Below are 22498 nucleotides of genomic sequence, written 5' to 3' on the forward strand. Positions count from 1 at the left end.
GGACCGCCACCGCATCGCGGCTCCGGCCTGCTTTCCACAGGCACTGTGGGCGGGCATGCGAAGAAGGTGTGGATAAGCCGCGCAAAGCCAGTGAGGGCAACGCTGGCCAGGTGCTGGTCATTTCCTCGCCAGCGCACCGCCTGCCGGAGCGCTCAGGTGCGCTCCATCACCCGTCCGCGCAGCGAATTGGCGTACGCCTCGGTGATCAGCACATCGACGAACTGCCCGACCAGCCGCGGCGGTGCGGCGAAGTTGACCGTGCGCATGTTCTCGGTCTTGCCGCTCAGTTCGTTGGGATCCTTGCGCGAAGGACCTTCCACCAGTACCGACTGCACCGTGCCGACCATGCGCTCGGAGATCCCGCTGGCATGCTGGTTGATGCGCGCCTGCAGGCGCGTCAGCCGGGCGTGCTTTTCCGCGTCGCTGATGGTGTCTTCCAGGTCTGCCGCCGGCGTGCCGGGGCGACGCGAATAGATGAAGGAGAAGCTCTGGTCGAAGCCGATGTCTTCGATCAGTTTCATGGTCTTCTCGAAGTCTGCTTCGGTCTCGCCAGGGAAACCGACGATGAAATCCGAGCTGATCGAGATATCCGGGCGCACCGCGCGCAGCTTGCGGATCTTCGACTTGAATTCCAGCGCGGTGTAGCCGCGCTTCATCGCCGACAGTACGCGGTCGCTGCCCGCCTGCACCGGCAGGTGCAGGAAGTTGGCCAGCTGCGGTACGTCGCGGAAGGCGTCCACCAGCGAATCGCTGAACTCCAACGGATGCGAGGTGGTGAAGCGGATGCGCCCGATGCCGTCGATCTCGGCGATGGTGCGGATCAGCAGCCCGAGGTCGGCGAACTCGCCTTCGCCGTATGGGCCACGGTAGGCGTTGACGTTCTGCCCGAGCAGGTTGATCTCGCGCACGCCCTGCGCGGCCAGTTCGGCCACTTCCACCACCACGTCCTCGAACGGCCGGCTGACTTCCGTGCCGCGGGTGTAGGGCACCACGCAGAACGAGCAGTACTTGGAGCAGCCTTCCATGATCGACACGAACGCCGACGCGCCTTCGGCGCGCGGGGCGGGCAGGTTGTCGAACTTCTCGATCTCCGGGAAGCTGATGTCGACCTGCGGACGGTTCTGCTCGCGACGTGCGCGGATCAGTTCCGGCAGGCGGTGCAGGGTCTGTGGTCCGAACACCAAGTCCACGTAGGGTGCGCGCTTGATGATCGCTTCACCTTCCTGCGAGGCCACGCAGCCGCCCACGCCGATGATCACCTCGCGGCCGTTGTTCTTGAACGCCTTCCAGTTGCCGAGCTGGCTGAAGACCTTCTCCTGGGCTTTTTCGCGGATGGAGCAGGTGTTGACCAGGATCACGTCGGCCTCTTCGGGCCGATCGGTCAGCTCCAGCCCGTCGCTGGCGGCGAGCACGTCGGCCATCTTGGCCGAGTCGTACTCGTTCATCTGGCATCCGTGGGTCTTGATGTACAGCTTGCCGCGCACCGTGCCGGGCTTGCGCGGACCGGCGGGGAGGGGCAACAGGGGGGTGTCGCCCGGGCTGGCGGGCAGGAAGACGTCTGGCGTCCCGGTCATGGCGATCAATCCAGGCGGGTGGGGTGATGGCCCCGTAGTTTACCGGAGCCAGCCCCCCGGTAGCGCCGACCCATGGTCGGCAAGCGCAGCGGGCCGTGGCCTTGGTCGTGCGCTCAGGCCGCTGCCAGCCCCGCGTCCAGCGCTTTCCCGCGCAGAACAGCCGGATGTGCGCCCATCCGGGCGATGTACGCCGCCGTCGCCGGACCGGGCTGCAGCAGGCCGAAACCGCTCATCCAGCCCAGCGCGCTGCCCCACAGGAAATCCGCCGCGGACAGGCGCTCACCCAGCAGGTAATCCCCCTGCTGCAGCTGCTCTTCCACCACGGCCAGCACGGTTTCCGCATCCACATAAGGCGACATGCCTCGAGGCGCCGGATCGCGCTTCATCGCCTTGTCGACCATCGCCGGCTCGAAACACGAACCATAGAACGCCAGCCAGCGCAGGAACGGACCGCGCAGCCGATCACCTGCCGGTGGGGCCAGCCCGGCCTCCGGGTACAGCTCGGCCAGGTACTGGTAAACCGCGACCTGCTCGGTCACCAGAACGCCGTCATGCACGATCGCAGGCACCTTGCCCATGGGATTGAGGGCAAGGTAGGCCGGCGCCAGGTTGTCGCCTTGCTTCAGGCTGAGCAGTTCCAGCGCGTAATCCGCGCCGAGGGCTTCGAGCAGGACCAGCACCCCGCTCGAACGCGACGGGGAGGCGTGGTAAAGGGTGACATGGCGGGTGGTCATGGTCGCGCTCCAGTGGAATGAGCCGCCATGGTGGCGCAGTATCGCGGACAACTCCTGACCTCGATAGCCGTGCAAATGTCGCATACCGCCCACCGCCTGTTGCGCCTGATCGCCCTGCTGCAGGCCCGCCAGCACTGGTCCGGGGGCGAACTGGCCGAGCGGATGCAGGTGGACCGGCGCAGCATCCGCCGCGACATCCAGCGGCTGCGGGAGCTGGGCTATCCGGTGCGGGCATCTTCCGGGGTAGGCGGAGGCTACCGGATGGGCGCCGGCGGACCGTTGCTGCCGCTGCTGCTGGAAGAAGAAGAGGCCACCGCCATCGCCCTGGCGCTGCGCGCGGCGGCCTCCAGCATGGCCGGCCTGGAGGACACCGCGCGTTCGGTGCTGACCAAGCTGGACCCGCTGGTGCCCAGCCGCCGGCGCCAGCAGGCCGGCGAGATCCATGCTGCCACCGCCACCCTGTCGCAGAAGCCAAGCGTGGACGGCCAGCTGCTGGGCAAGCTGGCGGTGGCCTGCCGGCAGGCCGCGCCGCTGGCGTTCGATTACCTGAGCCATGGCGGCGCAGCCACGCATCGCCGGGTCGATGCCCAGCATCTGGTGAACTACGGCCGCTGCTGGTACCTGCTGGCCTGGGACCACGGCCGGGCCGACTGGCGCACCCTGCGCGTGGACCGTATCAGTGGCCTGCAGTCGTTGCCGGGGCAGGGCATGCGTCGCGCGCTGTCGGTGCCGCCGGAAGTGGCGGTGCACCAGGCGGTCAGCCAGGCGCCCTTCGTGCTCAAGGCCGAAGTGCACCTGCCCGGGTCGCTCCAACAGTTGGCCCCGCAGGTGCCACCCTGGTGCGGGGTGCTGCAGGAAGGTGGTCCGGAGCACTGCATCCTGCACGTCGGGGCCGACACGCCGGCGATGCTGGCCAGCCAGATCCTCAGCCTGGGCATCCGGCCCCTGCGCATCGAGACGACGCCTGCGGCGCTGCGTGCCGAGATGGTCGCCTGCCTGGGCGGGCTGGCCGCGGTGATGGCCGCTGCGGGATCTTCACGCCCGGTTTGAGCGTGACGTGCTTGGCAAGGGCCGCACAAGCTGGGACACTCGCGCCCATGAAGGGGATCTTGGGGATCGCGGCACTCATCGTTGCTGCACTGGTTGCCGTGCCGGCCAGTGCCGGCAACCTGTACAAGTGCGTGGGCGCCGACGGCGTGCCGAGCTATGTCAGCAAGCGGGTGGCCGGCGCGCAGTGCAGCGTCATCAGCTACACCCGCGACAGCCGTGCGCCACGACCGGTGGTGGCCCCTGCAGCGCCGGTTGCGGTGGCCGCTCGGCGTGAAGCACCGGCCGCCGGCGCGGTCCCGGTCGGGATGATGGGCGCGGCCACGGCGGTCGCCAGCACCACCGCCGCGGTGATCGCCTCGCCTTCCGTCACCCCTGCCTCGACTCCGGTCGCAGCGCCAAAGCCGCAGAACAAGGCGGGGCGCGTGGTCAGCGGCCAGGTCTATTCCTACATGCAGGACGGGGTGCGTCATTACACCAGCGCACGTCCTTCGCGGCAGGTCGCCAGCCTGGAACAGGTGCGCACCATCCGTTACAGCTTCATCGAGCGGTGTTTCGCCTGCGGCACCCAGCCGGGTGTCAATTTCGGCTCGGTACGTCTGAACACCACCGCCTTCCAGGCGGAGATCGCCGCGGCGGCCCGCCAGTACGGCGTGGAAGAAGCCATCGTGCGCGCGATCATCCATGCCGAATCGGCCTACAACCCGACCGCGCTCAGCCGCGCCGGCGCGCAGGGCCTGATGCAGCTGATGCCGCCGACCGCCGCACGCTTCGGCGTCACCGACTCCTATGATGCGGCGCAGAACATCCGCGGCGGCGTGCAATACCTGTCGTGGTTGTTGAAGCGCTTCAATGGCGACCTGACGCTTGCCGCTGCCGGCTACAACGCTGGCGAAGGCGCGGTGGACCGGCATGGCGGCGTGCCGCCTTACAGTGAAACGCGCTACTACGTGCAGCGGGTCGGGCAGCTTGCCGAACGCTACCGGGGAGCGCTGGCAAGCAACCAGTAGCTGCACGGCCGGTCCAGCGGCGTGGCGCTGCTGCACTGGCACATTGACCGCGACAAACGTTTCGCTACACTCGTTTCAGATTCAAAGCGGCCTGGCCCCCACCAGGTTGCCGGCAGCCTTAAAGCTACCTAATCAATATCGGAGTGCCGGATGGCCAACGATGGGGTATACGATCCAGTGAACCATGGACGTCGCCGTTTCCTTTCTGCCACCACGGCGGTGGTCGGTGCAGTCGGCGTCGGTTTCGTCGCAGTTCCTTTCATCAAGTCCTGGAATCCCAGTGCGCGTGCCAAATTGGCCGGTGCACCGATCACCGCTGACATCAGTGCCCTGCAGGAAGGCCAACGGCTGATCCTGGAGTGGCGTGGGCAGCCTATATGGATCGTCAAACGGTCCAAGGCGGTGCTCGAGGCGCTGCCGGGCCTGGACGGCCGGCTGAAGGATCCCGAATCCAGCGTCAAGGACCAGCAGCCGGAGTATGTGCTGAAGGAAAACCCGGAGCTGCGCTCGATCAAGCCGGCGGTATCGGTGCTGGTCGGGCTGTGCACGCACCTGGGGTGTTCGCCGGAAATGGTCGCCGAGATCCGTCCCGAACCGTATGACGCGCAGTGGAAGGGCGGTTATTTCTGCCCCTGCCACAAGTCGCGCTTCGACATGTCCGGGCGGGTCTTCAATGATGTCCCGGCCCCGACCAACCTGTTGGTGCCGCCGCATCACTACCAGGATGACAACACCCTGATCATCGGCGTGGACCCGGAGGGAACTGCCTGATGGCCAACATCCTTGCCCGCACCGCCAGCGGTGTCGCCGAGTGGGTCAACGCGCGCGCGCCGGGGCTGATGCCGGTGTATCGCAAGCACGTCAGCGAGTACTACGCACCGAAGAATTTCAACATCTGGTACTACTTCGGTTCGCTGGCCATGCTGATCCTGGTCAACCAGATCGTCACCGGCATCTTCCTGACGATGCACTACAAGACCAGCGCGGCCGAAGCCTTCGCTTCGGTCGAATACATCATGCGCGACGTGGAGTGGGGCTGGCTGATCCGTTACATGCACTCCACCGGTGCCTCGCTGTTCTTCATCGTGGTCTACCTGCACATGTTCCGCGGGCTGCTCTACGGCAGTTACCAGAAGCCGCGCGAACTGGTGTGGATCCTCGGCATGCTGATCTACCTGGTGCTGATGGCCGAAGCCTTCATGGGCTACGTGCTGCCGTGGGGCCAGATGTCGTTCTGGGGTGCGAAGGTGATCATTTCGTTGTTCGGCGCCATTCCGGTGATCGGCAACGGGCTGACCGAGTGGATCATGGGCGACTACCTGCCCAGCGACGCCACGCTCAACCGGTTCTTCGCCCTGCACGTCATCGCCCTGCCGCTGGTGCTGCTGCTGCTGGTGGTGCTGCACCTGGGCGCACTGCACGAGGTCGGGTCGAACAATCCCGATGGCGTGGAGATCAAGAAGGGGCCGAAGGGCAACCGCTGGTCGCCGACCGCGCCCACCGATGGCATCCCGTTCCACCCGTACTACACGATGAAGGATGCGGTAGGGGCCGGGTTCCTGCTGGTCATCGCCGCCTTCATCATCTTCTTCGCCCCGGCCTTCGGCGGGCAGTTCCTGGAGCACGACAACTTCACCGAGGCCAACCGCCTGGTGACCCCCGAACACATCAAGCCGGTCTGGTATTACACCCCTTATTACGCGATGTTGCGGGTGATCCCGAACAAGCTGGGCGGGGTGATCGTGATGTTCTCGGCGATCGCGATCCTGTTCCTGGTGCCCTGGCTGGACAAGTGCAAGGTCAAGTCGGTGCGTTACCGCGGCTGGATATCCAAGGTGATGCTGGGCGTGCTGGTGGTGTGCTTCATCTGGCTGGGCGTGATCGGTTCGGGCCCGGGTACGGCGGTGTGGGAAACCTGGGTGGGACGGGTGCTGACCTTCCTGTATTTCGCCTTCTTCCTCACCATGCCGATATGGACGCGACTGGACAAGACCAAGCCGGTACCGGAAAGGGTGACCACGCATGACTGAGCGCTGGATGGTGCGGATGGCCCTGGTGGCCACGATGCTGCTGGCAAGCGGCCTGGCCGCTGCCGCCGAGGGCACGGCGAAGATGCTGCAGGCCGGCAACGACCTCGGTGATCGCGCGTCCCTGCAGCGCGGCGCGCAGCTGTACATGAACTACTGCTCCAGCTGCCATGCGCTGAAATACCTGCGTTACTCGCGCATGGCCGCCGACCTGGGCCTGACCGAAGAAGAGGTGATGAACAACCTCAACTTCACCGGCTCGGCGATTGGCGATCCGGTGCCGGTATCGATGCCGAAGGCCGAAGCGGAGAAATGGTTCGGCAAGATGCCTCCCGATCTCAGCCTGATCTCGCGGGTGCGCGGGCCGGACTGGGTCTACACGTATCTGAAGTCGTTCTACCTGGACAGCAGCCGTCCGTTGGGCTGGAACAACACCGTGTTCCCCAATGCCTCCATGCCCAATCCGCTGTGGCAGATGCAGGGCCTGCAGCATGCCGTGCATGGCAAGCCGGAAGCGCCGGGGCTGGACCCGCCGGTGCTGGCATTGGAGCTGCGCGCGCCGGGCAATGTGGATCCAGGGCAATACGACCAGGCCGTGCGTGACATCACCAACTTCCTGGCCTACGCCGGCGAACCCGCCGCGCTCAAGCGCCAGCAGCTGGGTGTCTGGGTAGTGCTGTTCCTGGCCTTCCTGACCTTCCTGCTGTACCTGCTGAAGAAGGATTACTGGAAGGATGTCCATTGACGGCTGCGGCATGCGCGGTCGTTTGCGTTGATGCATGGCCCAATACCCTTGGCCTATTGGCTTTTGTGAGCGTCGGTTGCACACTCGGGAAAGAGTCGACTGTCGGAAATGGTCCGGCAGCGCCGATGCGGCAGGCGGACTCCTGTCGTTGGAGAGCCTTTGATGGCGGCGAGCGTACGCATGCGTAATACCCTGACGCTGTTTTCCTCGAACGACGATGTGCTCTGTCACCGGGTACGTCTGGTCCTTGCGTCCAAAGGCGTCACCTATGACTTTGTGCCGGTGGATCCGCAACATCCACCCGAAGACCTGATCGACCTCAACCCCTATCACTCCGTGCCCACCCTGGTGGAGCGCGAGCTGGTGCTGTATGCGGCGTCGGTGGTCAGCGAATATCTTGATGAGCGCTATCCGCATCCGCCGTTGATGCCTGTCGATCCGCTGTCGCGTGCGCGCATCCGCCTTGCGATGCTGCGCATCGAGCATGACTGGGTGCCGCAGGTGCAGGCCATCCAGCTGGGCAACAAGACCCAGGCCGAAGCCGGCCGCAAACGACTGAAGGAACTGTTGACCAGCGCGGTGCCGTTGTTCAAGGCCAGCAAGTTCTTCCTGAATCCTGAAATGACCCTGGCCGACTGTGCGGTCGCGCCGATCATCTGGCGCCTGCAGGCGCTGGATGTGCCGCTGCCGAAGGACGGCAAGGCGATCGAGGATTACGGCAACCGGATCTTCCGCCATCCCGGCTTCATCCGCAGCCTGACCGACCAGGAAAAGAAGCTGCGCGACCTGCCGGGCTGACCCGCACTTCCCGACTGTTTGCCCAACACTTGGTCCGCTCCCCTGCCACGCAGGGGGGCGTGCGCGTACACTTCACGCATGACTGACGAATTCTTCCGGATGACCAGCCACCGCCCGTACCTGTTGCGCGCCCTGGTGGAATGGATCAATGACAACCAGCTGACCCCGCACATCCTGGTGGATGCCGGCGTGGCCGGCGTGCAGGTGCCGCCGTCCAGCATCAAGGACGGCCGCGTGGTGCTGAACATCGCCGAACGGGCGGTGGTGGGATTGGCGATCGACAACGAGTCGGTCGCTTTCTCGGCCCGTTTTTCCGGCGTGAGCTTTGCGGTGCAGGTGCCGATCGGCGCCGTGTTGGCCGTATACGCGCGCGAAACCGGCCAGGGGATGGCGCTGCCTGACGACATCATCGGTGCGGAAACGGCCGAGGATGAAGTGACGCTGGAAGACGTGTCGGCCGATGCGGACGGTACGCCGGATGACACGCCGCCGGACGGCAATCCGCCACCGCGCCCGAGCGGCCGTCCGCAGCTGCGCGTGGTGAAGTAATCCTGACGGAGGAGCGGCGATGGTCGCTCCCTTCGCGCGTCCTCAGACGTCTTCGGCGTCATCCATGTCGGGGCGGATCGCACTGATCCGCGCCGCGCCGGGTCCGCTGAAGGACACCAGCTCATCGCCACGCAGGACCATCCTGCCTACATGGCGATCAATGCCGTCATACGAATATTCGAACTTGAAGGTGCGCTCGAAGCAGAGGCGCCCGTCGTCGCCGCGCGCCACTTTCAGGCCGATGGCATGCACGCTCTGGTCCAGCCACTGCACGTCGGCGGCCTTGCAGGCGTTGCGCCCGAGCACGCCGGCACGCTCGGCCGCCGCGCGCGACGAATTCCAGAAGGCGTAGCCGCAGGCGCCGACTATCATCAGCAGGATCAGGGTAGGCATGGTCGGCGTACTGATTGAAGTAGGAACCCTCAAGATGGTGCAGCGGATGGCGTAGTTCAAGCGCTGCGCGCGGGCTTTTAAGCGAACGTCAACAGCAACGTCAACGGCAACAGCTGCAGGGCTGTGCGCTCCCGCCCCACCTCCGACAGGTTCATGGTGGCCTCGGTAGCGCCGACCCATGGTCGGCGGAGGGTGGGGAATGGTGTCTGTGGGTTTCCGCCGACCATGGGTCGGCGCTACCGCGTTTCTTCTTCTTTCTAACGCGTGTGGCGGCCACCGGAACCTGTCAGAGGGTCGGGCGGTGGGGCTGGGGGGGGGGCGTTGAGCGCCATGGATGGCGCGAAACGAGGCCCGCACGGATGCGGCTTTTGCCGTCCCCCGCCCAGCCCCACCGCCCGGCCCACCCAGTTGCCGCCCTAAAAGCCACCCGCGAGGGGGCCTCACCCGTTCGACCCTCACTCCGTAGGTGCAGCCACCGGCAAGGGGGACTGCATCGGCGCGGCCGCCGTCAGCTTCAACAGCGCCGCCCAGTCCTGCCGGTTGAAACTGCATTCCTCTTCGCGCCCCGGCGTGCACGTCGGTGCGATCCCGTCCGGCTCGGCGTCGCGCTTGGTCGGCAGTTCGATGCGGCCACTTCGGTCGAGCATCAGCATGCGCATCGCTACCGTATTGAGGACGTTGCCGCCGACCAGGTACAGGGTGCGGTCGCCGCCCATGTTGGCCGACACCACGACCTCGCAATGCGACTTCCAGTGACCCACCGAGCCGTTGCCCAGCGCCTGCACCAGGCCGGTGTAGGTCAGGGTCTCCCGGCGGTCGCGCAGGAAGCACAGCAGGTCGCCGACGGCAGGCTTTTCCGCTGCCGGATCGGCAAGACGATAGGGCGATGCGCCGTTGTAGGCGGCACGGATGTAATCGATGTGGCGCGGGGAGGCGTTGAAGCCGGGAACCCCGGCGCGCACCATCACCCAGGAAATGAAGGCGGCCGACCAGGGGTTGTCGATCAGGAAGGCGCGGCAGTCGCTGTCGGTGTAGCGCGATCCCAACGGAGCGATACAGCTGCTGGCGCCGGGAATCGCGCCCATCGCATTCAAGGTGCCGCTGTCGCGCCAATAACCGGAGACCCGTTGCCAGGCAATCAGACCGTTGTCAGCGAGGTGCTCATTCTCCGCTTCGGTCACCGCCAGGCTGGCGGCGCGCCCTTCGCGGTCGATGAACGGACGAAACCACAGGCGGTGTTCGTTGCAGGCGGTCTGCCGGATCGACAGGGCCAACGGACTCAAGCCATAGGGCGGCGGCACATCGCAGGCTTCGGCCGCCGCGGCATCGGTGCTGACGCTGGACAGGCCGAGGGCGGAGAAGGGCAACAGGCAGGCAAGCAGCAACCGGCGCATGCGGTGCTCCGCAGAAGGGGGAGGGGCGCAGCGTCTCAGTGTGCACGTGAATAGCGGGTGCATCTGTCGGGTGACGTAGTGCCGGCCTTGGTCGGCACGCTCCCCTCAGCCCGGTGGCGGGCCGAGCTTCAGCGACAGGTCGATGGCCTGCACGTGCTTGGTCAGGCCGCCGATGGAAATGCAGTCCACGCCGTCTTCGGCAATCGCGCGCAGGCCATCCAGACCGACGCTGCCGGAGACTTCCAGCGGAATGCGTCCGGCGGTGATGCGTACCGCTTCGCGGCGCAGCGCAGCCGGGAAGTCATCCAGCAGGATGCGATCACAGCCGGACAACAGTGCCTGCTGCAGCTGGTCAAGATCTTCCACTTCCACCACCAGCGGCAGCTGCGGCCACATCGTGCGCGCCGCATCCACCGCGGCCGGCAACGAGCCAGCGGCGCGGATGTGGTTTTCCTTCAGCATCACCGTGTCGTACAGGCCGATGCGGTGGTTGTCGCCGCCGCCACAGCGCACCGCGTACTTCTGCGCCAGGCGCAGGCCGGGCAGGGTCTTGCGCGTGTCCAGGATGCGGGTGCCGGTGCCGGCCACCGCAGCGACATGGCGCGCGGTGATCGTCGCGGTGCCGGACAGGGTCTGCAGGAAATTCAGCGAGGTGCGCTCGGCGCTGACCAGCGAGCGGTTGCGCCCGTGCAGCAGCGCCAGCACGGTGCCGGCGGCCACGGCCTGGCCTTCGCTGACCTGCCAGTCGATGCGCACCTGCGGATCCAGGGCCCGATGGGTAGCGTCGAACCAGGGGCGTCCGGCGATCACCGCGTCCTGCTTGCACAGCAGGTAGGCACTGTCGGCATGGTCGGGAAGCAGCGCGGCGGTGACATCCCCGCTGCCGATATCTTCGGCCAGCGCACGCGCCACGTCGGCGGCGACCTGCGCCGGATCCGGCGCGATCAACGCGCCCGCGGCGGCCGTGCTCATGCGGAAGGGAAGTCCGCGATCTGCGCGGTGGCGATGGCTTCTTCGGCCAGCAGCACCGGGATGCCATCGTCCAGGCGGAACACCTGCTTGCGGTCGCGGGTTACCAGCGCCTGCCGCAACGGCTGGGCCAGCGGATTGCCGTCGGCCTTGTTGACGGTACCGGCACCGATGGCGCGGTTGAGGGCTTCCAGGCCCTTGGCATCCAGCAGGGACAGGGGCTGGCGGGTGTCGGGCGATACCAGCAGGTCAAGCAGCTTGCGATCCATGGTTCTTCGTCTTGCGTGGAAGACGGCTAGAATACGTCTTTAAGGCAGGTGACGGCCAATGACCCCCAACCAATCCGCGCCGCTCGTCGGCATCGTCATGGGATCCCGCTCCGACTGGGAGACCATGCAGCACGCCGCCCAGAAGCTTGAAGCGCTGGGTGTTCCGTTCGAAGTGAAGGTGGTTTCGGCCCACCGCACCCCGGACGTGTTGTTCGACTACGCCGAACAGGCCGGTCCGCGCGGTCTACGCGCGATCATTGCCGGTGCTGGTGGCGCCGCGCACCTGCCGGGCATGATCGCCGCCAAGACCGCCGTGCCGGTACTGGGCGTGCCGGTGCAGTCCAAGGCGCTGAACGGCATGGATTCGCTGTTGTCCATCGTGCAGATGCCGGCCGGCATCCCGGTCGCCACCTTCGCCATCGGCAATGCCGGTGCCTCCAACGCGGCGCTGTTCGCCGCGGCGATGCTGGCCAGTGACCAGCCGGCCATCGGCACGGCGCTGGAGACCTTCCGCGCACGCCAGACCGAAGAGGTCATGGCCCACGACGATCCGCGTCAATGAGCACGAAGACTGTTGGCATCCTGGGCGGCGGCCAGCTGGCCCGCATGATGGTCCTGGCCGGTGCGCCGATGGGCCTGCGCTTTGAACTGTTCGATCCGGCCGCCGATGCCTGTGGCGGACCGCTGGCGCCGCTGACCGTGGCCGCGTTCGATGACCGCCAGGCCTTGGCCGCGTTTGCCGCCAAGGTGGACGTGGTCACCTTCGATTTCGAGAACGTGCCGGCCGACAGCGCGCAGTGGCTGGCCGACCAGGTGCCGGTATATCCGCCGCCGTCGGCGCTGGCCGTGGCACAGGATCGGCTCAGCGAGAAGACGCTGTTCCAGCAGTTGGGCATTCCGCTGCCGCCGTTCGCCGACATCGCCAGCCGCGACCAGCTGGCCGAAAAGGTCGCCGCGTTCGGCTTGCCGTGCATTCTCAAGACCCGCCGACTGGGCTATGACGGCAAGGGCCAGTTCCGGCTGCGCACCGAAGCCGACATCGATGCGGCGTGGGACGCATTGGGCGCGCAGGTCGAAAGGACCGGCCTGATCCTGGAGGGTTTCGTGGCCTTCCAGCGCGAAGTCAGCGTGGTGGCCGTGCGCGGCCGCGATGGCAGCTTCCAGGCGTATCCGGTCACCGGCAACTGGCATGTTGATGGCGTACTGTCGGCCAGCCTCGCGCCGGCCCGGCTGTCCGACGCCGAGCAGCAGGCGGCGATCGGCTATGCCCGCACCCTGGCCGAGCACCTGCAGTACGTGGGCGTGTTCGCGCTGGAGCTGTTCTGCCGCGATGGCGAACTGCTGGCCAACGAGATGGCGCCGCGCGTGCACAATTCGGGTCACTGGACCATCGAAGGCAGCGAAACCTCGCAGTTTGAAAACCATCTTCGTGCGGTTTTGGGCCTGCCGCTGGGCGATACGCGCATGCTGGGGCATGCCTGCATGCTCAACTGGATCGGTGCGATGCCCGATGCGGCGCCGGTGCTGGCGCAGGCCAGTGGCCACTGGCATGACTACGGCAAGCAGCCGCGCGACGGTCGCAAGGTCGGCCATGCCACCCTGCGTGACGACGACGCATCCGCGCTCGCCTCGGCATTGGAGCAGGTAGGCGAAGCGCTGGGTCGACAGGCCCAGGCAGCCCCGGCCGTCCAGGCCCTGCGCGCCTGACCGGTAGTGACGGCCGCTGGCCGTCATTGAATGGGTAGTGACGGCCGCTGGCCGTCATTCAACGGTGGGTGACGACCGTTGGTCGTCACGGCCTGGCGCTGCCTTCGGCGCTACCCTCAACCCGGCATCTGCTCCGCAGCGAATTCCCAGTTGACCGCCTTCCACCAGGCCTCCAGATAGCGCGCACGGTCGTTCTGGTAATCCAGGTAATACGCGTGTTCCCAGAGGTTGCAGGCCAGCAGTGGCACGCTGTGGCTGGTCAACGGCGTGGCGGCATTGCGGGTGACAACCACGGCCAAGCTGCCGTCCGGATGCAGTACCAGCCACGCCCAGCCCGCACCGAACAGGCCCAGCGCGGCGTCATTGAACGCCTTGCGCAGGCTGGCGGTGTCACCGAAGCAACGCTTCACCTGATCAGCCAAGCGCCCCACTGGATCCCCGCCACCGCGCGGCCGCAGGCTCTGCCATTGGAACTGCAGGTTCCAGGCCTGGGCGGCCGCTTCGAACAGCGCGCCCTGGCTTTCGCGCACGATCCGCTCCAGCGGCGCATCCTCCCATTCGGTGCCCACGATCCGCGCATTCACCTGATCCACGCAGCCGCGCTGGTGTTGCCCATGCTGCAGCGCCACCGACCGTTCGGACAGATGGGGTTGCAGGGCGCCGGGCGAGTAGGGAAGGTCGGTGAGTTCCATGGGCAGGCGATGAAGGAGGGGAAGGAGGATGCCGGTGGTCGGTTCCATCGGCTTACAATGGCGACTACTGTGGGAAGTCTAGCCGACCGTCGCGGTCGGATTCGCCCATCCGGGAGGCAGTGTGGTTGTGGCAGTGATGCAGCAGATCCAGGCCGAAGTCGATCGTTACCCCCTCGTGCTGTTCATGAAGGGTACGCCGCAATACCCGATGTGTGGCTTTTCCAGCCGCGCGGTGCAGGCCCTGATGGCCGCCGGGGCGGTGTCCCTGCGCACCATCAACGTACTGGAAGAGCCGGAAATACGCGCCAACCTGCCGCGCTTTTCCAACCTGCCGACGTTCCCGCAGCTGTTCATGCACGGTGAGCTGATCGGGGGCTGCGACATCGTGATGGAACTGTTCGAAGCCGGCGAGCTCAAGCGCATCGTCGAAGAAGCCTCGGTTGCATGAGCCTGGCCGCGTCGCCTGACGCCGAAGCCGGCGCGCTCGAAGGCCGGGTGATCCTGGTGGTCGGCGCCGGTGGCGGGCTCGGCAGCGCCGCCGCGGTGGCCTGCGCGGCGGCCGGGGCCACGGTGATCCTGCTCGGGCGCAAGCCGCGCCGGCTTGATCGGGTCTACGCCCAGGTGCAACAAGCCGGACCGGAGCCGCTGCTGTATCCGCTGGACCTGGAGGGCGCCACACCGGACGATTTCGCCGAGCTGGCCAGCCGCGTGCAGGCCGAACTGGGCCGCTTGGACGGCATCTTCGTTTGCGCGGCCGATTTCCCCGGCCTGACCCCGTTCGAGCTGGCCGAACCGGCTGCGTTCGCCCGTTCGCTGCACGTCACGCTGACCGCGCCCGCCCTGCTGGTACAGGCCTGCCTGCCGTTGTTGAAGCAGCGCGAGGATGCGGCGGTGGTGTTCTGCCTGGACGACCCGGCACGGGTGGGGGCCGCCTACTGGGGCGGCTACGGCGTGGCCCAACATGGGCTGCGCGGGCTGCTGGCCAGCCTGCACGACGAGTTGAAGCAGGGACCGGTACGCATTGCCGGGCTGCAGCCGGCCCCGATGCGGACGGCGCTGCGCGCCCGCGCATGGTCGTTGGACCAGGATGATGCGGCCGGCGGACCGGGGGCGGCTGCCGCCGCGGCGGTCGTGCTGCTATCGCCGCAGGGCTTGACGTGGCGAGGAAGCGTGAAGGCCGTCCGCCCTGAATAGGGTGTTTCGTGAGCTGAACCTTCGCGGGGAGTGAAGGAAGCGTCACGATTGGGTTGCGATCAGGCCGCTTCTGTCGCACTACCGTCACATTCGGATCGTACCGTGTTAATCTATTGTTAACCGTTGCGGCAGCTGCCGTTCACGGTTGGGAACCCCAGATAACTGTCCGAGCAGCCGCCCGCAAGGCTGCCTGGATGCGCTTTTTTATCCGCCATCGCCAACTCCCATCGAGGCTACCCTAGATGAACCACACTCTCCGGATGTCCAAGCTCACCCTTGGCCTCTTGACCGTGCTTGCCGCCGCTCCTGCCTTTGCCCAGAGCACCTCTGCCGGTGTCGGCGGCCAGGTCGTCTCTTCCGCCGGTGCGCCTGTCGCTGGCGCTGAAGTCACCATCACCCACACCGAGTCCGGCACCGTTTCGCGTGCCACGACCGATGAAGCCGGCCGTTATTCGGCACGCGGCCTGCGCGTGGGTGGCCCGTACACCATTACGGTCACCAAGCCTGGCGAAGGCACCAAGACGGAAAGCGGCGTCTACCTGAACCTCAACCAGGTCAATACGATCAATGCCAACCTGGCGGGTGACATGGTCGCCACCGATCTGAACACCGTTCAGGTTGTCGCCGTTGGCGGTGGCTCGGAAGTGTTCAGCTCCACCAAGATGGGCTCGGGCACCAACATCAATCGCGAGAGCCTGGACGCGTTGCCGTCGGCCAACCGCAACATCCAGGACTACATCCGACTGGATCCGCGTATCTCGCAGGTCAGCAAGGCTGACGGCGCGATCTCCGCCGGTGGTCAGAACACCCGTTTCAATGCGATCCGCATCGACGGCATCAATGCATCCGATCCGTTTGGCCTGGAGTCCAACAACCTGCCGACCGAGCGTCAGCCGGTGTCGATGGACGCTATCCAGGAAATCAACATCGACCTGGCCAACTACGACACGACGATCTCCGGCGGCACGGGCGCGGTAATCAACGCCGTGACCAAGTCGGGTACCAATAATTTCGACGGTACCGTCTATTACGCTTACCGTGACAAGGACATGGTGCGTGATCGTCTGGAAGGCGATAACACCGATTTCGCCGGGTTCAAGGACGAGAAGACCTACGGCATGACCTTCGGTGGTCCGCTGATCAAGGACAAACTGTTCTTCTTCACCAACTATGAAAAGTACGAGCGCAGCGCACCGGGCATCGGCCTGGGTGACACGCCGTTCGGCACCGGCCAGATCACCGCCGCCGACATTGCGACCGTGCAGCAGCGCATGTCCGCTCTCGGCTATGACGCTGGCAGCCTGACTGCGCAGGACAGCAAGACCGAGATCGAAGAGTATGCGGTCAAGCTGGACTGGAATATCAGCGACAACCACCGTGCGGCCCTGCGCTACAACAAGATGGAGCAGGATGTGATGCGCTTCCCGGGCATCGCCAACAGCACCATCTCGCTCAGCAGCTACTGGTATTCGCAGCCGAAGACCTACGAAACCTGGATGGGTGAACTGTTCAGCGACTGGTCCGAGAACTTCTCGACCGAGTTCAAGGTGTCGCATAAGGACTACAGTGCCATCCGCGCCACCGCCAGCGACCTGCCGCAGATCCGCATCAACGGCTTCGGCACCAACAACAGCGCACTGCTGCTGGGCACCGAGCAGAACTCCCACGTCAACATCGTGGAGTCCAAGGAACTGAGCGCCTTCGGTGCAGGTACCTGGTACGTCGGCGATCACACCGTGAAGTTCGGCTTCGACTATTCCGACAACGACCTGATGAACTTCTACGGTCGTAACCTCAACGGTGTGTACGAGTTCTCGAACCTGCAGAACTTCCTCGCCGGGACCCCGAGCCGTTACCAGTTGCGCGCTCCGCGTCCAGATGGCAGCCGCGCCGATATCCCGGCCAGCTTCAACCTGAAGAATACCGGTCTGTTCGTGCAGGACAGCTGGGCTGTCAACTACAACCTGACGCTGATGTTCGGCGTCCGCGTGGACATGCCCGATTTCAGCGACCAGAAGCTGTACAACGCCAACATTGAAAACCGCTACGGCTACGACAACACCAAGCTGCCGGACAAGGCGCTCGTGCAGCCGCGCGTTGGTTTCAATTACACCTTCGACAGTGATCGTCCCACCCAGCTGCGCGGTGGCGTTGGCCTGTTTGGTGGCGCTGCCCCGAACGTGTGGCTGGCAGGCGCATACCAGAACACTGGTCTGAACTACATCGAATACGACCAGCGCAGCACCACGGCCAACCCGCAGACCGGCGTCTTTACCCCGGACATCAACAATCCGTACATTCCGGCCGGCGGCCCGACCGCTGCGCGTCAGAACGTGGATCTGATCGATGACGGCGTGCGTCTGCCTTCGGTGTACAAGGCCAACCTGGCCTTTGATCACGAGCTGCCGTGGTACGGCGTCGTGGCCTCGGCCGAGGTGCTCTTCACCAAGGTCAAGGACGGCATCTACTTCGAACGCCTCGACCTGGGCGCACCCACGGCAGTCGGCCCGGACGGCCGTGCAATCTACTGGAATGCTGCAGGTCGCAACCCGGCCAATGCGGGTCGTTTCGGCATCGAGGCAGGTACGAACAACGCGGGCAACCGTGCCAACCGTCCGAACGACATCGGCGATGTGCTGCTGATGAAGAACACCGACAAGGGCCACGGTGCACAGGCGACCTTCTCGCTCGCCAAGCCGCTGACCGAAAACTTCGGCTGGTCGCTGGGTTACACCTACACCAAGGCCACTGAAGTCAATCCGCTGACCAGCTCGCAGAACACCTCGAACTGGAACAACGCGATGATCTTCAACGCCAATGAGAACATTGATTACAACTCGCGCTATGCCATCAAGGATCGTGTGACCGGATCGCTGGAGTGGAAGCACAACTTCTTCGGTGACAACGCCACTCGCATTGGCATGTTCTACGAAGGTCGCTCGGGCCGCCCGTACAGCTACATCTTCTACAATGACGTGAACGGCGACAGCGCCACGACCAACGATCTGTTCTATGTGCCGGCGGGCCGTGGTGACGTTCTGTTCACCGGCGGCGCGGCGATGGAAGACGCGTTCTTCACGTGGCTGGAAGGCAACTCCGACCTTGCTGGCTATGCAGGCCAGGTCGTGCCGGCCAACCAGCATCGTGCGAAGTGGGTCAACAGCTTCGACGTGCGCATCAGCCAGGAGTTCCCGGGCTTCATGGACGGTCACAAGGGCGAGATCGCGCTTGACATCATGAACGTGGGTAACCTGCTCAACAAGAAGTGGGGTCTGATCGACGACTACGGCTTCTTCTCTACCCGTCGCATCGCGAACTACGCGGGTATTGATCCGGCCACCGGCAAGTATGTCTACAATTTCAACGGCTCCACGGACAACCCGCAGGTCCAGGAAAACAACAACGACAAGGGCAACACGGCTGTGTCGCGTTGGTCGATGCAGGTCACCCTGAAGTACAAGTTCTGATCTTCCCGGAACTGAAAGCGTAAAAAAGGCGGCCGGGGAAACCCGGCCGTTTTCTTTTTCATGGGGGCAGCGCTACAGTCGGACACCTTGAGGAAGCGAAACGTTGGACATGACCACGACGATTGAAAAACCGGCACGTACGCTGCCGGTGCAGGACGCGCGGATCTACCCGCGCGGTGGGCTGGATGTGCTGTCCCGGGCGGAAGTCGCGCGCCTGCGCGATGCCTCCGGTGGCGGCATGCACGAACTGCTGCGCCGCTGCGCGCTGGCGGTGCTGACCAGTGGCAGCGCCTCGGACGACCCGCGCGCGGCGCGTGACCTGTACCCGGATTTCGACATCCAGGTTGCCCAGCAGGACCGCGGCGTGCGCATCGACCTGGCCAACGCGCCGGCGATGGCCTTCGTGGACGGCGAGATCATCCGTGGCGTGGCCGAGCTGCTGTTCGCGGTGGTCCGCGACCTGGCCTACATGGCCATCGAAATGGGCCCGGCCTATGCGGCCGAACTGGAATCTTCGGACGGCATCACCAATGCGGTGTTCGGGCTGCTGCGCAATGCGCGCATCCTCAATCCGGGTGACCCGAACCTGGTGGTCTGCTGGGGCGGCCACTCGATCGGTCGCGACGAATATCTGTACACCAAGCAGGTCGGCTACGAGCTGGGCCTGCGCGGGCTGGACATCTGCACCGGCTGCGGCCCGGGCGCGATGAAGGGCCCGATGAAGGGCGCCACCATCGCCCATGCCAAGCAGCGCAAGAGCGTGTCGCGCTACATCGGTCTGACCGAGCCGGGCATCATCGCCGCCGAGTCGCCGAACCCGATCGTCAACCACCTGGTGATCATGCCGGACATCGAGAAGCGGCTTGAGGCGTTCGTGCGCATCGGCCACGGCATCATCGTGTTCGCTGGTGGCGTGGGCACGGCAGAAGAGATCCTGTACCTGCTGGGCATCCTGCTGCGCGAAGAGAACAAGGACCTGCCGTTCCCGCTGATCCTGACCGGCCCGACCGTGGCTGCGCCATATTTCGAGCAGATCGACCGCTTCATCCGCCTGACCCTGGGCGATGCGGCCGCCGAGCGCTACCAGATCATCATCGGCGACCCGTCGGCGGTGGCGCGCAAGATGACCGCAGGCATCAAGCAGGTGCGCGAACATCGGCTCGCGCAGAAGGATTCGTTCTTCTTCAACTGGTCCATCGACATCCCGTGGGACTACCAGCAGCCGTTCGAGCCCACCCATGAAGCCATGGCCGGGCTGGACCTGCACCACGGCCGCGCCCCGCACGCCCTGGCGGCCGACCTGCGCCGCGCGTTCTCCGGCATCGTTGCCGGCAACGTGAAGGAAGATGGCATGCGCCGGATCGAGGAGTTTGGTCCGTTCCAGATCCATGGCGACGCCGACATGATGCAGGCGCTGGACGCGCTGCTTCGCGCCTTCGTCGACCAGCGCCGTATGAAGATCTCCGGCGAGTACAAGCCGTGCTACCAGGTGCTGGCCTGACTGGCGGCCGGGCAGGGTAGTGACGGCCGCTGGCCGTCAGCCCTTGCCGCTGCGCTCGCCGAGCATGGCTCGGCGCTACCGTGGATCCCGGTAGTGACGGCCGCTGGCCGTCAGCGTTGATCTGGTGGGTGACGACCGTTGGTCGTCACGCCTGTCGCCCTTGCGGCGCCGACCTTTTGACGCTTGTCGCCCCCGAATGACCGTTCGTCCTGCACCCCCTTGCGGGGCGTGCCGGGCTGCCTCATCGTGCCGACATCACGCTGGGGAGCGTCCCATGTCTTTACGCCTGTCCAAGGGCTTCACGCTGCTGGAACTGATGGTCACCGTCGCCGTGCTGGCGATCCTGTCGACCATCGCGTTCCCGAGTTTCCAGAGCACCATCCGTTCCAACCGCGTCGCGGCCACCGGCAACGAAATGACCGCTCTGTTGTCGCTGGCACGCAGTGAGGCGGTGCGCAACAAGCGCGGCGGTGGGGTCTGCGGCAGCGCCACGGGCACCTCGTGCGACAACAACTGGTCGCGCGGCATGCTGGCCTGGGCCGATGTGAACGGCGACGGCACCTACCAGGCTGGCGAAACCGTCCTGCGCTACATCCCGATCAAGACCGATTCCCTGACGGCGGGCGGGCCCAGCACTGCGGTCATCGCCTTCGACAATCGCGGCCGCCGCCGTGCCGCCGCCGCCCAGTCGCTGACCCTGCAGCCGACGGAGTGTGGCGGTGAGGCGCTTCGCCGCCGGCTGGACATAAACGCCGCCGGCCAGATCAATTCCATCAAGGGCGCCTGCCAATGAGTCGTCGTCTTCCTTCCTTCGCACGCGCCCAGCGTGGCTTCAGCATGATCGAGGTGCTGGTCGCAGTACTGATCCTCGCCTTCGGCCTGCTGGGTTTCGCCATGCTGCAGACCATGAGCGTGCGCTTCGTGCAGAGTTCGAACTACCGCACCCAGGCCACCAACCTGGCCTATGACCTGCTCGACCAGATGCGCAGCAACCGCTACCAGGCAGGCTGGTATACCAATGCAGCGTTCGCCGCCGGCACCGTCCAGGCGTCCAGTTGCACGCGCAACCTGGGCACCGCGGTGACCCTCAACAACAACATCACCCGCTGGCAGTGCCAGGTGGTCCAGGCCCTCGGCGAAGGCGCCAGTGCGACGGTAGTCAACGCCAACGGCCAGGTCACCGTGGGCATCGCCTGGGGCGACCAGCGCTGGGATCCTGCAAATCCTGACGGGCGGACCACCTTCACCCTGGTGTCGCAGCTGTGAGGCGCACAGTCTCTGCCGCGCGTCGCCAGGCCGGTCTGTCGCTGATCGAGCTGATGATCGCCATGGTCATCGGCCTGGTGCTGATGCTGGGCGTGATCCAGATCTTCGCCGCATCGCGTGCCGCATCGCGGTTGGCTGAAGGCAACGCCCGTGCGCAGGAAAACGGTCGTTTCGCGATCGAGTTCCTGCAGCGTGACATTCGCATGGCCGGTCATTTTGGCTGCGTGAACGACCAGGCCCATTTCGTGAAGGGCGAGGGCGACCCGGTGGTCAACATCGCGGCGACCAGCGGCTCCGGCCATCCGCTGGATTTCACAGTCAGCATCCAGGGCTATGAAGCGCCAAGCACTGCGCCAGGCGGCCAGCTGACCCTGGGCGACACCTGGGCTGGCCCGGCCGGGCTGCCGGCCGCGATCGCCGCGCTGAATCCGCGTGGCGGCAGCGACATTCTGGTGCTTCGCTATCTCGCCGCCGAAGGCGTGCCGGTCACCGCCTTGACCGCCAACACCGACAGCGTGGTGGGCTTCGATGCCACTGCCGGCGCGCGGTTCAACGAGGGCGGCGTAGGCACGCCCAATCTGTTCGGCGTTGCGGACTGCAGCCATGCCAATGTGTTCAGGGGCACCTACACGGCGGGCAGCGTCACGGCCCTGGGATCCAACCTCAACCGCTTCACCGTGCAGCCGACCGGCCAGACGATGATCTACCGCGCCGAATCGGTGGTGTATTACGTTGGCACCTCGGGGTCTGGCGAGCCTGCATTGATGCGTGCGCGGGCCGACGGAAACAACGGCTATGGCTTGAGGGAAGAACTGGTGGAAGGCATCGAAAGCCTGCAGCTGCTGTTCGGCCTCGACAGCACCACCGAGATGAGCTCCACCACGCCGCCGGCCGGCAACATCACCACCCAGGCCGTGGCCAGTGGCGTCACCAGCGATGCAAATGCCACCGGTGCCGCGCAGTGGCGCCGCGTCGGACAGGTCCAGGTGGGCGTGCTGGCCCGCAGCCCGGCGCGTTCGCAGGCCGAAGCGCCCACGGACGCGGTCAACTATCCGCGCGCGCTCGGCGTCGGCTTCGCGCCGGCCACGGCCAGCGACGGCCGCTACCGCACCACCTATGAATCCACGATTGCCCTGCGCAACCGACTGTTCGGGAACTGACG

The 22498-nt window shown here is 65.7% G+C and carries 22 protein-coding genes and 1 pseudogene; 16 read left to right on the forward strand and 7 right to left on the reverse strand.

Annotated features, from left to right (window positions below; genetic code table 11):
- Nucleotides 1-152: 152 nt before the first annotated feature.
- A complete protein-coding gene (gene miaB, locus CXG43_RS11150; protein ID WP_101100012.1) occupies nucleotides 153-1574 on the reverse strand; it encodes a tRNA (N6-isopentenyl adenosine(37)-C2)-methylthiotransferase MiaB in 1422 nt (473 codons plus the stop codon).
- Nucleotides 1575-1687: 113 nt separating this feature from the next.
- Nucleotides 1688-2308, reverse strand: coding sequence for a glutathione S-transferase family protein (locus CXG43_RS11155; protein WP_101100013.1), 621 nt, complete (start codon nucleotides 2306-2308; stop codon nucleotides 1688-1690).
- 75 nt (nucleotides 2309-2383) lie between these two features.
- Here CXG43_RS11155 and CXG43_RS11160 point away from each other — a divergent pair, with 75 nt between their 5' ends.
- The 7 genes from CXG43_RS11160 to CXG43_RS11190 all read left to right on the forward strand — a co-directional run bounded on the left by CXG43_RS11160 (nucleotide 2384) and on the right by CXG43_RS11190 (nucleotide 8484).
- On the forward strand, nucleotides 2384-3358 hold the full coding sequence (locus CXG43_RS11160; RefSeq protein WP_101100124.1) for a WYL domain-containing protein: 975 nt from the start codon (nucleotides 2384-2386) through the stop codon (nucleotides 3356-3358).
- Nucleotides 3359-3405: 47 nt separating this feature from the next.
- Nucleotides 3406-4365, forward strand: a complete 960-nt coding sequence (locus tag CXG43_RS11165; protein WP_101100014.1) for a lytic transglycosylase domain-containing protein — start codon at nucleotides 3406-3408, stop codon at nucleotides 4363-4365.
- A gap of 150 nt (nucleotides 4366-4515) precedes the next feature.
- Nucleotides 4516-5136 (forward strand): ubiquinol-cytochrome c reductase iron-sulfur subunit, encoded by a 621-nt coding sequence (gene petA / locus CXG43_RS11170; protein WP_101100015.1) that lies wholly within the window; start codon nucleotides 4516-4518, stop codon nucleotides 5134-5136.
- Entirely contained in the window at nucleotides 5136-6395 is a 1260-nt protein-coding gene (locus tag CXG43_RS11175; RefSeq protein WP_101100016.1) for a cytochrome bc complex cytochrome b subunit, read from the forward strand. Before petA ends, CXG43_RS11175 begins: the two co-directional genes overlap by 1 nt.
- Nucleotides 6388-7137, forward strand: a complete 750-nt coding sequence (locus CXG43_RS11180; RefSeq protein WP_101100017.1) for a cytochrome c1 — start codon at nucleotides 6388-6390, stop codon at nucleotides 7135-7137. Before CXG43_RS11175 ends, CXG43_RS11180 begins: the two co-directional genes overlap by 8 nt.
- 162 nt (nucleotides 7138-7299) lie before the next feature.
- Nucleotides 7300-7935: a glutathione S-transferase N-terminal domain-containing protein gene (locus tag CXG43_RS11185; protein ID WP_101100018.1), complete on the forward strand. Its 636-nt coding sequence runs from the start codon at nucleotides 7300-7302 to the stop codon at nucleotides 7933-7935.
- Between the two features lie 78 nt (nucleotides 7936-8013).
- Nucleotides 8014-8484, forward strand: a complete 471-nt coding sequence (locus CXG43_RS11190) for a ClpXP protease specificity-enhancing factor (RefSeq protein ID WP_101100019.1) — start codon at nucleotides 8014-8016, stop codon at nucleotides 8482-8484.
- A gap of 42 nt (nucleotides 8485-8526) precedes the next feature.
- Here CXG43_RS11190 and CXG43_RS11195 read toward each other — a convergent pair whose 3' ends face one another.
- The 4 genes and pseudogenes from CXG43_RS11195 to CXG43_RS11210 form a co-directional block, all read right to left on the reverse strand.
- A complete protein-coding gene (locus CXG43_RS11195; protein WP_101100020.1) occupies nucleotides 8527-8877 on the reverse strand; it encodes a DUF3301 domain-containing protein in 351 nt (116 codons plus the stop codon).
- Nucleotides 8878-9338: 461 nt separating this feature from the next.
- A pseudogene (locus CXG43_RS11200) lies at nucleotides 9339-10271 on the reverse strand (DUF2272 domain-containing protein); the annotation flags it as partial.
- Nucleotides 10272-10376: 105 nt separating this feature from the next.
- Complete coding sequence (nadC, locus tag CXG43_RS11205) at nucleotides 10377-11243, reverse strand: carboxylating nicotinate-nucleotide diphosphorylase (protein ID WP_101100022.1); 867 nt, start codon at nucleotides 11241-11243, stop codon at nucleotides 10377-10379.
- Nucleotides 11240-11509 (reverse strand): Trm112 family protein, encoded by a 270-nt coding sequence (locus CXG43_RS11210; protein ID WP_042614172.1) that lies wholly within the window; start codon nucleotides 11507-11509, stop codon nucleotides 11240-11242. The genes nadC and CXG43_RS11210 overlap by 4 nt, the downstream gene beginning before the upstream one ends.
- Nucleotides 11510-11567: 58 nt before the next feature.
- Between CXG43_RS11210 and purE the strand changes: the two genes are divergently transcribed.
- The gene (gene purE, locus CXG43_RS11215) at nucleotides 11568-12071 is read left to right on the forward strand and encodes a 5-(carboxyamino)imidazole ribonucleotide mutase (protein ID WP_101100023.1); all 504 of its coding nucleotides are present in this window, start codon (nucleotides 11568-11570) and stop codon (nucleotides 12069-12071) included.
- A complete protein-coding gene (locus CXG43_RS11220; RefSeq protein ID WP_101100024.1) occupies nucleotides 12068-13216 on the forward strand; it encodes a 5-(carboxyamino)imidazole ribonucleotide synthase in 1149 nt (382 codons plus the stop codon). Before purE ends, CXG43_RS11220 begins: the two co-directional genes overlap by 4 nt.
- A 116-nt stretch (nucleotides 13217-13332) precedes the next feature.
- Here the strand turns inward: CXG43_RS11220 and CXG43_RS11225 are convergent, their stop codons facing one another.
- Nucleotides 13333-13914, reverse strand: a complete 582-nt coding sequence (locus CXG43_RS11225; protein WP_101100125.1) for a superoxide dismutase — start codon at nucleotides 13912-13914, stop codon at nucleotides 13333-13335.
- 121 nt (nucleotides 13915-14035) lie between these two features.
- On the opposite strand from CXG43_RS11225, the gene grxD reads away from it, so the two are divergent.
- The 7 genes from grxD to CXG43_RS11260 all read left to right on the forward strand — a co-directional run bounded on the left by grxD (nucleotide 14036) and on the right by CXG43_RS11260 (nucleotide 22496).
- Nucleotides 14036-14356 carry a Grx4 family monothiol glutaredoxin gene (grxD, locus tag CXG43_RS11230; protein ID WP_042614176.1) on the forward strand — a complete coding sequence of 107 codons (321 nt, stop codon included), beginning with the start codon at nucleotides 14036-14038 and terminating at the stop codon, nucleotides 14354-14356.
- Nucleotides 14353-15102 carry an SDR family NAD(P)-dependent oxidoreductase gene (locus CXG43_RS11235; RefSeq protein ID WP_101100025.1) on the forward strand — a complete coding sequence of 250 codons (750 nt, stop codon included), beginning with the start codon at nucleotides 14353-14355 and terminating at the stop codon, nucleotides 15100-15102. Before grxD ends, CXG43_RS11235 begins: the two co-directional genes overlap by 4 nt.
- Before the next feature lie 242 nt (nucleotides 15103-15344).
- Nucleotides 15345-18569: a carboxypeptidase regulatory-like domain-containing protein gene (locus tag CXG43_RS11240; RefSeq protein WP_101100026.1), complete on the forward strand. Its 3225-nt coding sequence runs from the start codon at nucleotides 15345-15347 to the stop codon at nucleotides 18567-18569.
- A gap of 103 nt (nucleotides 18570-18672) precedes the next feature.
- Nucleotides 18673-20070, forward strand: a complete 1398-nt coding sequence (gene ppnN, locus CXG43_RS11245) for a nucleotide 5'-monophosphate nucleosidase PpnN (RefSeq protein WP_198551420.1) — start codon at nucleotides 18673-18675, stop codon at nucleotides 20068-20070.
- A 274-nt stretch (nucleotides 20071-20344) separates the two neighbouring features.
- Nucleotides 20345-20863 carry a GspH/FimT family pseudopilin gene (locus CXG43_RS11250; RefSeq protein ID WP_101100028.1) on the forward strand — a complete coding sequence of 173 codons (519 nt, stop codon included), beginning with the start codon at nucleotides 20345-20347 and terminating at the stop codon, nucleotides 20861-20863.
- Nucleotides 20860-21336: a type IV pilus modification protein PilV gene (gene pilV / locus CXG43_RS11255; RefSeq protein WP_042614181.1), complete on the forward strand. Its 477-nt coding sequence runs from the start codon at nucleotides 20860-20862 to the stop codon at nucleotides 21334-21336. Before CXG43_RS11250 ends, pilV begins: the two co-directional genes overlap by 4 nt.
- Nucleotides 21333-22496 carry a PilW family protein gene (locus tag CXG43_RS11260; protein WP_269801219.1) on the forward strand — a complete coding sequence of 388 codons (1164 nt, stop codon included), beginning with the start codon at nucleotides 21333-21335 and terminating at the stop codon, nucleotides 22494-22496. Before pilV ends, CXG43_RS11260 begins: the two co-directional genes overlap by 4 nt.
- Nucleotides 22497-22498 lie beyond the last annotated feature (2 nt).

This window comes from Stenotrophomonas sp. Bg11-02, from assembly GCF_002836635.1.
Taxonomy (GTDB): Bacteria; Pseudomonadota; Gammaproteobacteria; order Xanthomonadales; family Xanthomonadaceae; genus Stenotrophomonas; species Stenotrophomonas lacuserhaii.

What these genes read in the sequence shown, in the direction of transcription:
- miaB (WP_101100012.1), bottom strand. Translation starts at nt 1,574, where the DNA reads ATGACCGGGACGCCAGACGTCTTCCTGCCCGCCAGCCCGGGCGACACC.
- CXG43_RS11155 (WP_101100013.1), bottom strand. Translation starts at nt 2,308, where the DNA reads ATGACCACCCGCCATGTCACCCTTTACCACGCCTCCCCGTCGCGTTCG.
- CXG43_RS11160 (WP_101100124.1), top strand. Translation starts at nt 2,384, where the DNA reads ATGTCGCATACCGCCCACCGCCTGTTGCGCCTGATCGCCCTGCTGCAG.
- CXG43_RS11165 (WP_101100014.1), top strand. Translation starts at nt 3,406, where the DNA reads ATGAAGGGGATCTTGGGGATCGCGGCACTCATCGTTGCTGCACTGGTT.
- petA (WP_101100015.1), top strand. Translation starts at nt 4,516, where the DNA reads ATGGCCAACGATGGGGTATACGATCCAGTGAACCATGGACGTCGCCGT.
- CXG43_RS11175 (WP_101100016.1), top strand. Translation starts at nt 5,136, where the DNA reads ATGGCCAACATCCTTGCCCGCACCGCCAGCGGTGTCGCCGAGTGGGTC.
- CXG43_RS11180 (WP_101100017.1), top strand. Translation starts at nt 6,388, where the DNA reads ATGACTGAGCGCTGGATGGTGCGGATGGCCCTGGTGGCCACGATGCTG.
- CXG43_RS11185 (WP_101100018.1), top strand. Translation starts at nt 7,300, where the DNA reads ATGGCGGCGAGCGTACGCATGCGTAATACCCTGACGCTGTTTTCCTCG.
- CXG43_RS11190 (WP_101100019.1), top strand. Translation starts at nt 8,014, where the DNA reads ATGACTGACGAATTCTTCCGGATGACCAGCCACCGCCCGTACCTGTTG.
- CXG43_RS11195 (WP_101100020.1), bottom strand. Translation starts at nt 8,877, where the DNA reads ATGCCTACCCTGATCCTGCTGATGATAGTCGGCGCCTGCGGCTACGCC.
- nadC (WP_101100022.1), bottom strand. Translation starts at nt 11,243, where the DNA reads ATGAGCACGGCCGCCGCGGGCGCGTTGATCGCGCCGGATCCGGCGCAG.
- CXG43_RS11210 (WP_042614172.1), bottom strand. Translation starts at nt 11,509, where the DNA reads ATGGATCGCAAGCTGCTTGACCTGCTGGTATCGCCCGACACCCGCCAG.
- purE (WP_101100023.1), top strand. Translation starts at nt 11,568, where the DNA reads ATGACCCCCAACCAATCCGCGCCGCTCGTCGGCATCGTCATGGGATCC.
- CXG43_RS11220 (WP_101100024.1), top strand. Translation starts at nt 12,068, where the DNA reads ATGAGCACGAAGACTGTTGGCATCCTGGGCGGCGGCCAGCTGGCCCGC.
- CXG43_RS11235 (WP_101100025.1), top strand. Translation starts at nt 14,353, where the DNA reads ATGAGCCTGGCCGCGTCGCCTGACGCCGAAGCCGGCGCGCTCGAAGGC.
- CXG43_RS11240 (WP_101100026.1), top strand. Translation starts at nt 15,345, where the DNA reads ATGAACCACACTCTCCGGATGTCCAAGCTCACCCTTGGCCTCTTGACC.
- CXG43_RS11250 (WP_101100028.1), top strand. Translation starts at nt 20,345, where the DNA reads ATGTCTTTACGCCTGTCCAAGGGCTTCACGCTGCTGGAACTGATGGTC.
- pilV (WP_042614181.1), top strand. Translation starts at nt 20,860, where the DNA reads ATGAGTCGTCGTCTTCCTTCCTTCGCACGCGCCCAGCGTGGCTTCAGC.